12 protein-coding genes and 1 pseudogene are annotated in these 11127 nt (G+C 61.6%); all 13 read right to left on the reverse strand.

Annotated elements, in window-relative coordinates:
- Positions 1-186: 186 nt before the first annotated feature.
- Positions 187-1143: a class I SAM-dependent methyltransferase gene (locus EOA85_RS15555; RefSeq protein ID WP_127210144.1), complete on the reverse strand. Its 957-nt coding sequence runs from the start codon at positions 1141-1143 to the stop codon at positions 187-189.
- Positions 1140-2129: a GNAT family N-acetyltransferase gene (locus tag EOA85_RS15560; protein ID WP_127210146.1), complete on the reverse strand. Its 990-nt coding sequence runs from the start codon at positions 2127-2129 to the stop codon at positions 1140-1142. Before EOA85_RS15560 ends, EOA85_RS15555 begins: the two co-directional genes overlap by 4 nt.
- A gap of 9 nt (positions 2130-2138) precedes the next feature.
- The gene (locus tag EOA85_RS15565) at positions 2139-3203 is read right to left on the reverse strand and encodes a glycosyltransferase (protein ID WP_127210148.1); all 1065 of its coding nucleotides are present in this window, start codon (positions 3201-3203) and stop codon (positions 2139-2141) included.
- Positions 3200-4051 carry a PIG-L family deacetylase gene (locus tag EOA85_RS15570; protein ID WP_127210150.1) on the reverse strand — a complete coding sequence of 284 codons (852 nt, stop codon included), beginning with the start codon at positions 4049-4051 and terminating at the stop codon, positions 3200-3202. Before EOA85_RS15570 ends, EOA85_RS15565 begins: the two co-directional genes overlap by 4 nt.
- Positions 4052-4058: 7 nt before the next feature.
- Complete coding sequence (locus EOA85_RS15575) at positions 4059-4991, reverse strand: beta-xylosidase (protein WP_065006875.1); 933 nt, start codon at positions 4989-4991, stop codon at positions 4059-4061.
- Positions 4984-5745 carry a TIGR04290 family methyltransferase gene (locus EOA85_RS15580; protein ID WP_127210152.1) on the reverse strand — a complete coding sequence of 254 codons (762 nt, stop codon included), beginning with the start codon at positions 5743-5745 and terminating at the stop codon, positions 4984-4986. Before EOA85_RS15580 ends, EOA85_RS15575 begins: the two co-directional genes overlap by 8 nt.
- Positions 5746-5747: 2 nt before the next feature.
- A complete protein-coding gene (locus EOA85_RS15585) occupies positions 5748-6554 on the reverse strand; it encodes a nucleotidyltransferase family protein (protein ID WP_164759683.1) in 807 nt (268 codons plus the stop codon).
- A complete protein-coding gene (locus EOA85_RS15590; RefSeq protein WP_127210154.1) occupies positions 6554-7657 on the reverse strand; it encodes a glycosyltransferase in 1104 nt (367 codons plus the stop codon). Before EOA85_RS15590 ends, EOA85_RS15585 begins: the two co-directional genes overlap by 1 nt.
- Before the next feature lie 13 nt (positions 7658-7670).
- The gene (locus EOA85_RS15595) at positions 7671-8267 is read right to left on the reverse strand and encodes a histidine phosphatase family protein (RefSeq protein ID WP_065006872.1); all 597 of its coding nucleotides are present in this window, start codon (positions 8265-8267) and stop codon (positions 7671-7673) included.
- The gene (locus EOA85_RS15600; protein WP_065006871.1) at positions 8264-9367 is read right to left on the reverse strand and encodes an inositol-3-phosphate synthase; all 1104 of its coding nucleotides are present in this window, start codon (positions 9365-9367) and stop codon (positions 8264-8266) included. Before EOA85_RS15600 ends, EOA85_RS15595 begins: the two co-directional genes overlap by 4 nt.
- 152 nt (positions 9368-9519) lie before the next feature.
- Positions 9520-9705, reverse strand: coding sequence for a hypothetical protein (locus EOA85_RS15605; protein WP_127210156.1), 186 nt, complete (start codon positions 9703-9705; stop codon positions 9520-9522).
- A 138-nt stretch (positions 9706-9843) separates the two neighbouring features.
- The gene (locus tag EOA85_RS15610) at positions 9844-10890 is read right to left on the reverse strand and encodes a UDP-glucuronic acid decarboxylase family protein (RefSeq protein WP_029356186.1); all 1047 of its coding nucleotides are present in this window, start codon (positions 10888-10890) and stop codon (positions 9844-9846) included.
- Between the two features lie 23 nt (positions 10891-10913).
- Positions 10914-11127: pseudogene (locus EOA85_RS38120) on the reverse strand (glycosyltransferase); the annotation flags it as partial.

Consider the following 11127-nt stretch of genomic DNA (forward strand, 5'->3'; position numbering starts at 1 on the left):
CGTCGAGCCGGCGTCGCTCGGTGTGCTGCTTCCTAGGCTCTGTTCTGACAAGGCCGCGTTTCCTCGACCTTGTCCTTGGCCAAATCGGTCAACGCGCCGGCGCCTTACCCTGACGGCAGAGGTGATGTCTACCGCCGGATGCCATCTAGTCCTCCTTCGGATTGTGGGCACTCACAGGTGCCTTTTCTATTTGACGCCCGAACAATCATTGGGCCGTAATGTTCCGTCGGATGCAGAAAGAAGAAAGGCATTGCCATCCCACAGCCGGAACGGCTTCTCGCCGGCAACCACGACCTGCATGCCGTGGGCTTCGGCGAGGCGGTGAACATCGGCACGATCCAGCGCCGGCGATCCGCGATAGGAGTAATTCAGAAGTGCTGCCATGCCTGACGTTCTCAGAACACGCGCAATTTCCTTGAAATGCCGCTCCGCCAGGCCAGCCAGTACCAGATAGGGGAAACTGTCGACAGCCAGCACGCAATCGAAGCTTGCGTTGCCGAAATCGGCAAGATCGAGACCAGAGGTCGGCCGCAGTTCCACATTGCGCAGCTTGGCACATCGCTCTCGAGCGATCGAAATCATCTTCGAAGATATGTCGATGCCGACGACCCGGTGCGCCGCGCTGGAGAGCGCGCTTTCGAATCGGCCGATGCCACAACCAAGGTCCAGTATGTCCCGATCGGCGCCGGTGAAGCCATGCCTTTCCAGCCATTCGACGATCTCATCGGTAGCGGCTGAAAGCCTCTCCTCGTCGCCCAGGGAGGACAGTTGCACGCTTGCAGGCAGGGAAATCATCGCCGCCGCATCGAACCCGGCGGCCAGCCGCTTGACGACAGCGGCATCCGTTTCCTCCTGATTACGTTCGTGGCGAACGGCCGCACCTGTTTCACGCAGCATGGCAAAGATGTCAGGCCGGTGACGAAGCAGGTCGGCGATCCGCTCCAGTCTGTCTCGTTTTCGAAGGTCGGCCGAATGCATATCCAGCGCCAAATCAGCCAATTCTGCGGCATCGATCCCCGTCGCGAAGCGAAGCGCCAGTCTGGCGATGATGGCTTCGACGCAGGCGCCGTCGGCAATGCACTCATCGAACACCATTCTTGCTGTCGAGGCCTGTGACGATGATTTTCGTCCGGTCGTGCTCATTGAGCGATGCTCCGCGTCCAGACCTTTCGCATTGTCCATTGGTCGACGGCGCCCCAGCCATACTTATAGGTTTCCTGGCCGCGCAGAAAGTCGAACTCCCGCGCCCCTTCACGAGCCGCCTCGGCAATCGCGTGACCAATGAGGATTGCGCCGGGACTTTCATCGGCGTAGGCCGGATCGAAACCGCCAAGATAGGCGTAGGCGCGGTGGCGATGGTGAAATCCGTAATAGGCCCCGACGACCGCATCATCGATAGCAACAAGCCAGCATCGCACAAGGCCCTGCGCGGCAAGCAGTGGAAGCGCCTGTCGATGGAATTCTTCCGCAGCCGGGTCGGCCAGCACGCCGTCGCCATGTCCGGCCCAACGCGCGCCGTGAAGGCGGACCAGGTGATCGAAGAATGTTTTGGGATCGGCTTGCGCCGACATGATGGAAACGCAGCCGCGCCTGCATGCGGCTTTATGTGCGCGGCGCAACTGGCGTCTTCGCCGCGCCGGAACGCAGACCGCCAGCGCCTCGTCCCCGGCAATCGAGAGCACGGGACAAGCAGCGTGATCGACGAGTTGACCCGCCTCCAGTGCCGGGTGCGTTATGGCGAGACCCGCGGCACCCGCCGGTAGATCCGGCAAAATCCATTGGGACCAATTGATCGCAAGAGCCCGGCCGGCGATGACGGCGGCGACAGCCGCTTCGATGCCGGGGAAACACAGGACATCCAGATAGTCGCTCAACGAAATCCCGACCGGAAGCAGTTTCGAACCGGAAGTTGTGTGTTCTAGATAAAGCGGCGCCAATCCCACCAGATCGTCGCCACGCCAGACGGCGATCGTCGCCAGTTCTCCGGGCGCGAATGTGCGCCACCACGGCACCAGCCAGGCGGGGCATTGAAACGGTGTCGCCGTCCGGCTGTGCGCCCAGAGCTCCCGCCAGCGCGGCGCCAGGGCCTCAAGGGCGGCCGGATCGTCGATGGTTTCGGAGCGGAGCATGAAAACCGCTCACTGCACCGCCGCGAGGCGCCTGCGGCCGGCACCAAGCTCTGCCAGCGCATGGTACGCGTTCATGTAAGACGAAATCATTTGGTCGAGCGAAAAGCGCCGCCGCGCCTCGGCCCGGCATATCTCGGCATCCAGGCGGGATGCTGCGACTATGGCTCCCGCCATCTCATGGACGTCATTGACCAGAAAGCCCGTCCTGCCGTGTTCGACCACGCCCGGCAGCGCGCCGTTTGGAAAGGCGACAACCGGCGTGCCGCAGGCCATCGCCTCCATCGCGACAAGCGAACTGGTTTCTGCGGCAAGGCTGGGAATGACCAGGCACCGGGCGGCATTGAGAAAGCGCCGTTTGGCGGTGAAGCCGAGCGGACCGAGGAAGCGGCGCTGCTTGTCGAGGCGCGGCTGGACTTCGTCACGAAAGTACAGAGTGTGCGTTTCATAGGGGTAGACCTTGCCGCCGATGACCAGCGGCACACCAGCCTGTTTGGCCGCATCCAGTGCAAGATGGATGCCCTTTTCCGGGCAGATGCGGCTGAGCACCAGCGCGAAGTTGCGCTTGGACTGCCGACCGCTCAGCGCGTCGATATCGACGCCGTTTGGAATGGGCGCAACCAGTTTGGCACCCGGCGGCGCGGTCCTCTGTTGGGCCGCCGAGACGGCGTGCAGCCATAGATCGTCACGGATTGGGCGCAAAGCATCGGACGGATACCAATCGAGCGGCAGGTGCAGGCTTACAAGCGTCGGGCCATGGCCAGGCAGATAGGCATCGAAATCGATGCCGTGCAGATGAACCACGTCGATCGGCCAACGGGCGCGTGCGACGTCTATCGCTGCGCGGTGGGAGCGCTGTGCCCGTTTTTTCGCCGCATCGTCGAGCACGCCTGGTTCAGCAGGTGTCTCGATGAGGACGCCCGCTGCTTTGGAGCCCTGGCAACCGATCACGATGGAGCCGTGTCCCGCGCGCACGAGTGCCTGGTCGAGCATCGACAGCACCTGCTCGGCACCGCCAACCGCATCGGGGCCGACTGGCGCGAGAGGGTAGGCGACGTTCAAGACGGTGAGGGTCATGGCCGGCCGAGCCCAAGCTCCTCATGTGCAGCGGCGGCGGCGTGGAGCCAAACCGCCGGTTCGAAGCCGAGCGGCAGCGCCTCGTAATAAAGCTTGCCGTTGTTCGGCAGCGCCAGGAAATCATAGGTGGGCGCCACCCGGAAACGTTCGACGCGCGCCGTAAACGGCGCCAGCGTCCGTTGCTGTGTCCGGTGGCAGGCCAGCATGCACTGCTTCCGTTCGAAGGCCGCTTCCGTAAGGTGGAGTTCGATGCACTCACCGCCGGGAACGCTGTTGAAGTCCTGGAGGACTGCGCCCTCAGGTCCGGCGCAATAGAACGCCATTTCGACGATGGCCGGCGCCGGGCGTCCATCGCGGCGCAGCAAATGGCAAGCCGCATGTACGGCAAAGGCGGTCGCGTCATGATCGGGGTGACCGCCTTCATAAGGATGCGTACAGACGAAACTGACATCGCGATCGGCCAAAAGGCCGGTCAGCTCCCGTGCGAGCGCGCCAAGATTCCCGGCGGCTTGTTTGTCGGGATAACCGAGGCTGATCATGGCCGTCGACGGCAATTCCGCTGCCGCCAGCGCTGTCTCCAACTCCCTATGGCGGGCCTCGGCGTAGTCCTGCCAAGTCTCGAAGCCGTACGCTCGCGCGTCATCAAGGTCTCGCGGCGCGCCGTCAGTGACATGCACGATGCGAGATCCGCGCAATCCGGCAAGATGTCCGCCGATGCCGATGGTCTCGTCATCCGGATGCGCGACAACGATCATGATTTCAGCACCGTCAGAGCCGTGCGGGGCAGCGCCTGTCAGCAGGGCCGCGAATTCGGCAAGCGTTCCGGATCTGTCAGGTGCGTGTTGCATTGCTCACTCATGCTGCCGAAGCCCGCACCGCTCTGACTGGCGAGGCAGCCATGGCGGGAGCGTAGCGGCGGGTCATCGTCGCGCAAAACTCGGCAAATTCCTCCGGCACTAGCGGCGGACTGGTGTGATGCGGCATGACTCCGCGGTGCTCGGGAGTGAAGCAGAAGGTGATGGTCACGTCGAAGTCGGCAAGCGCTTCCATCTGCCGGTCGTACCAGTCCAGCGCATTCGGCCTAAAACTATCGGCCCAGGAAAGTCCGGTGCGCACATTGGTGACGCCCAGCCGCTTCATCCACGCGACGGCGTCATCCAGCCGGGGATCTTCAAAGTGGAACCATTGCACCAGTCCCATTTCGGGCGTGTAACGCAGGAATTCCTCGAGCGCGGGTTTGGGCGTACCGTCTTCGCGTAGCAGGCCCATGTAGAAGTGGCGGTAGTAGGAGGAGCCTTCCGCCTCGCGATGGCGTGTCGTTGCCCCCCATTCGCGCGGAAGATCGTAGAGGCTGTACCATTGTATGCGCGAGGCGTTGCCGAGCAGCAGTTCGGCGGTCCGGCGCAAGCCCCATAGCTGCACCTCCTCGGCACCGAAGCTCGACACACCAACTTCGCTGACCCATACAGGAAGATCGGTGACGGTCGAAATCTCGCCGATCTTCTGGGGCCACTCCTGAATCTGCCAGAGGTTCCAGTCGAGCGGAAAGCCGTGCACGGCGACGGCATCGACATGATCCAGCGCGCCGTACTGCTTCATGAGCGCCATGAAATCGGCATCGATCGGCGAAATGCCGCCCAGTATCTTGGTTACGGTGGGGTTTTCCGATGCGATGGCATCGGCGGCCAGCATTGCCATATTGGCGAAGCGGCTCCAGTCGGGGTCGAGTTCGGGATCCCAATGGGACTTGTTGTTCGGCTCGTTCCAGATCATCGCAGCTTCAATCATGCAGTTGTCCTTTCGACGGGTAGACGGCGCCTCCACCGGCCGGTTCGTTGGCGGCGCGGCAGAAATAAACCTCTTGCTCCGGGTGCAGCACGGTCTCGAAGCCGGCGCTGCGCAGCATCGCTTCGGTGCAGGCGCGATTGGGAATCCACCAGTTGGTCGGGTCGTCGGCATAGCGATGCTCGACGAAATGCAGCTTGGGAAACTCGGGCCGGTCGAACAGATCGTGTGTCGAGAAAGGATAATTCTCATCGAGTGCAGGCAGTTCGGTGCTGCCGCGCTGCATGGACTGGAAGATCATCAGGTCGCCGGCGACATGCTCCCGGATCAGATCGAGAGCGAGCAGGGGGTGGCGCAGGTGATACAGCACACCCATGAACAGGACGATGTCGAATTTCTCCCGCAGCGCGCCGACGTCGTAGACCGACAGTTGCTGGAATTCGATGTCGCAGTCCGCGATCTCGGCGGCGAAGCGCGCCTGCGCCAGATAGGCTTCATCGAAATCGATGCCGAGGACGCGGCCGGCGCCGCGTCGTTTCATCTCGATCGAGTAGAAGCCGGCGTTGCAGCCTATGTCGAGCACGGCGTTGCCGGACAGATCGGCAGGAATGGCGTCGGCGAACTTGCGCCATTTGATCAGCGGGTAGTTGCCAAGGAAATGGTCGGGGGCGGTTTCGACGCCTGCCAGCTCCATGTTGTGAAACCACGGGCCAAGGGCATCGATGCGGCGACGGATTTCCGCGTTCGAATGCAACATGGCTAGCCTCCTTCGCCTGGATGGCTTGGTATCTGCGACTGCCCTCGCAGCGCGAACATGAGGTTTTTCGGGTCCTCCAACCTAGGGTCGTTGTTCTCAAGCAGCCGAAGTGCCGTGCGGTAGCCGTTGAAAGTGCCGACGTCGACATAGGCGGTGCCTGCCTTGACGCCGTAAGCCTCGCCGCCGGCCGCCAGATAGGCATTGATGAGTGTACCGACGTATTCGTCGCTTTGATTCCGCTCGCGCCAAAGCGCGGCAAGCTGGTGAAGTATGCGGCCCGGCATCTTGAACGCGCCCCAAATCCAGTTCGATGCGGCGTCTTGTTGCTTGACCTGGATCTCCCTCACTCGGTCGCCCTGGTCGAGAACGACGGCATCGAAGAGTTCGGGGTGATCCACCGGGAAGAGTAGAAACGACAGCCGGTCGTCCGGTAGGCGGCAGAAGCCATCTTCCGGAAACCAGATCGTATCGGGCAGGCCGATCAGAACCGTCTCGTCCGGTGCGACGAGCGGCGCGGCGCGGAAGATCGCATCGCAAAGACCGACGGGAGTGGGCTGTACGACGAACAGTGCGGTGGCTTCGCCGTAGCCGGCGGCATAGTACTCGAGGATGTCCGATTTGCCCGATCCGATGACGAAGCAGATTTTGTCGACACCGTTGCGCACCATGCGACGCACCAGATATTCGCTCACCGCGCACGGGCGCTCGGTCTGGCCGTCGATGCGGCTGCCGACCGGCAGGAGCTCCTTCGAGAAGCCGAGCGGTTGAATGCGGCTGCCGCGGCCGGCAGCGGGCACGATGCCCAACATCAGATTGCTTCCTTCAACGGCTCGCCCGCCGTCAAGCCCTGCAATGCATCGGACAGGAGGCGGTCCAGTTCCCTGGCGCGCTGCGCAGAGGTGTGCTCGTCCAACACCCGCTCGCGCGCACGGCGCCGGATTGCGTCGACGTCGCTGTCGGACAAGCAGACTGCCGCGACCACGTCGTCGGTGGTGTCCGCCAGGATGATCTCGCTGCCGGGTTGGAAAAAACTGCTCAGGCCTGGCCAGGTGTCGCTCACGATCGCCGCGCCGCAGGCTGCCGCCTCGAACAGCCTGCCCGAAGGACACCAGCCCCTCTTGGCCATCGCCTCGCGGGTCACGTTCAGCGTCAGACGCGATGAGCAAAAGAAGGCCGGATGATCCGCAGGCGGAAGATGCCTGACAAAAAAGATGTTTTCCCCCCACGGAAATTCGTGCGGATATTGGGCGCCGCCGATGACGAAACGGTGGTCCGGCAGGCGCGCTGCGGTGCGGACCAGCAGCTTTTCGACGCCGGCTTGGCGATCAGCCGCATAAGTTCCAAGATAGGATAGATCTCCGGCAAATTCAGCCCGGGGCTCTGCTGGCCGGTGTCGCTCGGGATCGACATGACCATAGAGAGGCAAGACACGGCGCGCACCCAGCAGAGTTTTCAGCGCATCGATTGCGGTTCCCCCCGTATAACTCAGGACGAGGTCGAAATCGCGAAGGCCTTCGGGCCCGTAATACGCCGGTCGTAGACCTTGTTCGATCCGGGCGAGTGTGACCGGGGTGTCCAGATCGTAGAAAACTTTCAGCCCGCGACAGGTCTGCTGCGCCAGGCGCGATGCCTCCACGGCGTCGGGGCAATAGGACGTGACGATGACGATGTCCGATTGCCCGATAGCCTGTTCCGCGACATGGCGAATGTCTTCCCAGTCCGGATAGAGAACGACGTTGCCGCCATCGAGATGATCAAGGTCGCGCGCCCCGGCATAATAGGGAGTGTTGCGTTCGAAGAAGGTGACGGACCAGCCCAGCCCGCCCAGCGCCCGGATCAGGCCGCGCCACAGCGTCGCGTGTCCGTTTCCCCACGAGGAGGTGACGGTGAGACCGAAAATGACCATTCGCATCCGGCAGTCCTCGTCAGGCGGCTTCGTTCAATCGGATCAGCTTGGAGCCCCAGTCACCGGATACGACCGTGGTGATCGAAGCAGGATCGATATCGAAGCGAAAACAGTCTCCCAGCGGCAAGCCGAGCACCTTGCAGACGGCGGCCTTGATCACGTCGGCATGGCTGACCAGTGCCACGGACTGGTTCTGGTAGCGTTTGCGAAGCTGCTGCATCAGCGAGGTGACACGTTGCTGCACGTCCAGCATGGTCTCGCCGCCCGGCGTCCTCGCCTGCTGACGCCGACTGTTCCACACCCGCCAGTCGGCGTCCTGGTTCAACTCTTCGAAAGTCTTTCCCGACCACGCGCCGAAGTCGATCTCATCGAGCTCTTGGCAGATTGTAATCTTATCGGGACTGCAGGCGATTGCGATCGGTTTTGCGGTTTCCAATGTTCGTTCGCGCGGGCTGCAACAGATGGCTGCTAGCGGTTTCGGTGCCATGTGGCTGGCCAGGCGCAACGCCTGTGCCCTGCCGGTGTCGCCAAGGCAGACTCCGGCCATGCGTCCGGCAAGATAAGCGCCGACATTGTCGTGCGCCGCATGGCGGATCAAAAAGAATGTCGTCGTCATTCCGCGGCATCGAGCATCGGCTCGTCCCTACCGGCGATGAAAGACAGCGTGCGCAGGCGTGCCTCTGCATCGGTGAACTGCTCGGGCGGCGACTTCATGAAATAGCTGCAAGGGCCAGTCAGCGCTCCCGCGATGCCGCGGTCGAGCGCCAGCTTGGCGCAGCGGACAGCATCGATAACGACCCCGGCGGAGTTGGGCGAATCCCACACTTCTAGTTTGAGCTCTGCATTCAGCGGCACGCCGCCGAACGTCGTGCCTTCGACGCGGATGTAGGCCCATTTTCGATCGGTAAGCCAAGGCACATGGTCGCTGGGGCCGACATGGATGTTACCGGCCTCCAGGGGAACGTCGAGCTGGCTGGTTACGGATTGTGTCTTGGAAATCTTCTTCGATTCCAGCCGCTCGCGTTCCAGCATGTTGAGGAAATCGGTGTTGCCGCCGAAATTCAGCTGATAGGTGCGGTCGATGCGGACGCCGCGCTCGCGGAACAGATTAGCGAGCAGCCGGTGCACGATCGTCGCGCCGACCTGGCTTTTGATATCGTCGCCGATCAACGGCAGGCCACGCTGTTCGAAGAGCTGGCGCCATTCCGGTCGCGACGCGATAAAAACCGGTATGCAGTTGACGAAGGCGCAGCCGGCCTCGAGCGCGCATTCGGCATAAAAACGCGTAGCCTCTTCCGAGCCGACCGGCAGATATGAGACCAATACGTCAGCGCCGCTTTCCCGCAGCAGCGCGCTGACATTCGCGACCGGCTCTTCTGCCTCCTCGATTTCATCGCGTAGATATTTGCCGATTCCATCGAGCGTTGGTCCGCGCTCGACGCGAACGCCGGTTGCTTCGACATCGGCAAAGCGGAAGGTGTTGTTGGGCGCGTTGTATATGGCTTCCGCCACATCCCGCCCAACTTTGCCCTTGGCGACGTCGAAAGCACAGACGACCTCGATGTCATCGACATGATAACCGCCAAGATCGGCATGCATCAGGCCCGGTATCGGCTCATTACCTCTGGCGTCCCGATAATATGAGAGGCCCTGGACAAGGGAAGACGCGCAATTGCCGACGCCGGCTATTCCAATCCGTACCTTTTTCGATCCCACGAAACTGCCGCCATCGCTGTTGAAGATAAGTTCCTCGCGCCGAACTGCCAGTTGCCGGGAATGTTCCTTGCGACCTGGAAAAATCACGAACTCCGTGGCCGATTAAAGCTGAGCGCTGTTTGAGGCTGCCTGGGCCCTGAGCGCCGCAAGCCTCAGTCGAGCCGTCGCAGCATATCCGCTTCCTTTTCGAGGATGGTGGCCACTTCCTCGCGCTCGAGGTGCGTCATCATCAGGCTCACACAGCATTCAAGGTAGGTGATCGAGGCACGTCTCAGAAAGGCAGCCGTTTCCCTTTCGGCCATTTGCTCGATGTCCTTGGCGGATCGTTTTCGATGCACGGGTCGGTTCTCCATGCCGGTATCTTCGCCCAACGGCGAGCTCGGCTGGATGTTCCCTTAATGAAAAAAGTGAGAGCGCGCGTTCGGGCGCCACGGTCTCACATGGCCCATGTCCGAGCGCACAGCTCTCCCCTGACTTCAGGCCGGCAAGTTTTGCAGTCGGCCTGAAGCGGACCTCACGCTTGGCGCAATTGGGGGAATTCGATCCTCGTTACGGCTCGCTTCGAGCTCCATAAAATAGCTGATCGTCTGCATCAGGCCTTGCCTGAGCGGCACCTTTGGCGACCAATCCAGAAGGGTTTTTGCTCGGGAAATGTCCGGTTGCCGCCGGCGAGGGTCGTCTTGCGGCAGTGCCAGGAATTTGAAGACCGAGTTGCTATGGGTCATATCTCTCACCAATCCAGCCAGTTGAAGAACGGTGAATTCCCCGGGATTGCCTAAATTGACCGGTTGGCGCGGATTGGGATCGACATCCATAAGACGGACCAGACCGTCAACCAGATCGGAGACATAGCAGAACGACCTGGTCTGCAGCCCGTCGCCGAATATCGTCAGTGGTCTCTTCTCGAGAGCCTGCATCACCAGGTTCGAGACAATCCGGCCGTCGGCAGGATCCATCCTCGGACCATAGGTGTTGAAGATGCGCGCGACCCGGATGTCGGCCATCTCGGTTCTCAAATAATCGAAGCACAAGGTTTCGGCGGTTCGCTTGCCCTCGTCATAGCAGGCACGAGGACCGGTGCAGTTCACATGACCGACATAGTCTTCCCTTTGCGGGTGCTGTTCGGGATCGCCATACACTTCGCTTGTCGATGCCTGAAGGAAGCGCGCATTATTTCGGGCGGCAAGCTCAAGCAGATTGAGCGTTCCGATCACGCAGGTTCGCGTGGTATGAACCGGATCGGCTTGGTAACGCGGCGGCGATGCGGCGCACGCCAGGTTGAAAATGCGGTCCACCGGTTCAGCAAGGTCCAAGGGGCGGCAAATATCCTGCTCGATCAACCGGAAACGAGGACGGTCCATCATCGAGACGATGTTTTCCATCCGGCCAGTAAGAAAATTGTCGACACAGATCACCCGGTACCCGGTCTGAAGCAGTGTTTCGCAAAGATGCGAACCGAGGAAACCCGCGCCGCCGGCGACAAGCGCCGTTTTGGTCCGTTGCGTCCTTCTTGATTGCCGCATCTCTATTTTCTCCTGTCTGCCAGTCATGCTGCACTTTCGATGTCCAGATCGAGGGCTGGACGTGCCGATCTTGGCCGCGCCAGCAGCGAAACGAATTCGCGAGCTCTCGCGGCGCCAGTATGTGATGCCAGGATCGTCGCGCGCGCTCGCTTGGCCATAGCCAGCCTGACGCGGTCGGATTGCCTGGACAGGATATCGATCACCTCCTCCGCTTGGCCGGCCGTATTGATCGTGGCT

The sequence above is a fragment of the Mesorhizobium sp. M5C.F.Ca.IN.020.29.1.1 genome (genome assembly GCF_003997375.1).
GTDB lineage: Bacteria > Pseudomonadota > Alphaproteobacteria > Rhizobiales > Rhizobiaceae > Mesorhizobium > Mesorhizobium wenxiniae.

Bases quoted from the DNA above. Each gene is read 5' to 3' on its own strand.
- EOA85_RS15555 (WP_127210144.1), bottom strand. From the start codon at position 1,143: ATGAGCACGACCGGACGAAAATCATCGTCACAGGCCTCGACAGCAAGA.
- EOA85_RS15560 (WP_127210146.1), bottom strand. From the start codon at position 2,129: ATGCTCCGCTCCGAAACCATCGACGATCCGGCCGCCCTTGAGGCCCTG.
- EOA85_RS15565 (WP_127210148.1), bottom strand. From the start codon at position 3,203: ATGACCCTCACCGTCTTGAACGTCGCCTACCCTCTCGCGCCAGTCGGC.
- EOA85_RS15570 (WP_127210150.1), bottom strand. From the start codon at position 4,051: ATGCAACACGCACCTGACAGATCCGGAACGCTTGCCGAATTCGCGGCC.
- EOA85_RS15575 (WP_065006875.1), bottom strand. From the start codon at position 4,991: ATGATTGAAGCTGCGATGATCTGGAACGAGCCGAACAACAAGTCCCAT.
- EOA85_RS15580 (WP_127210152.1), bottom strand. From the start codon at position 5,745: ATGTTGCATTCGAACGCGGAAATCCGTCGCCGCATCGATGCCCTTGGC.
- EOA85_RS15585 (WP_164759683.1), bottom strand. From the start codon at position 6,554: ATGTTGGGCATCGTGCCCGCTGCCGGCCGCGGCAGCCGCATTCAACCG.
- EOA85_RS15590 (WP_127210154.1), bottom strand. From the start codon at position 7,657: ATGCGAATGGTCATTTTCGGTCTCACCGTCACCTCCTCGTGGGGAAAC.
- EOA85_RS15595 (WP_065006872.1), bottom strand. From the start codon at position 8,267: ATGACGACGACATTCTTTTTGATCCGCCATGCGGCGCACGACAATGTC.
- EOA85_RS15610 (WP_029356186.1), bottom strand. From the start codon at position 10,890: ATGCGGCAATCAAGAAGGACGCAACGGACCAAAACGGCGCTTGTCGCC.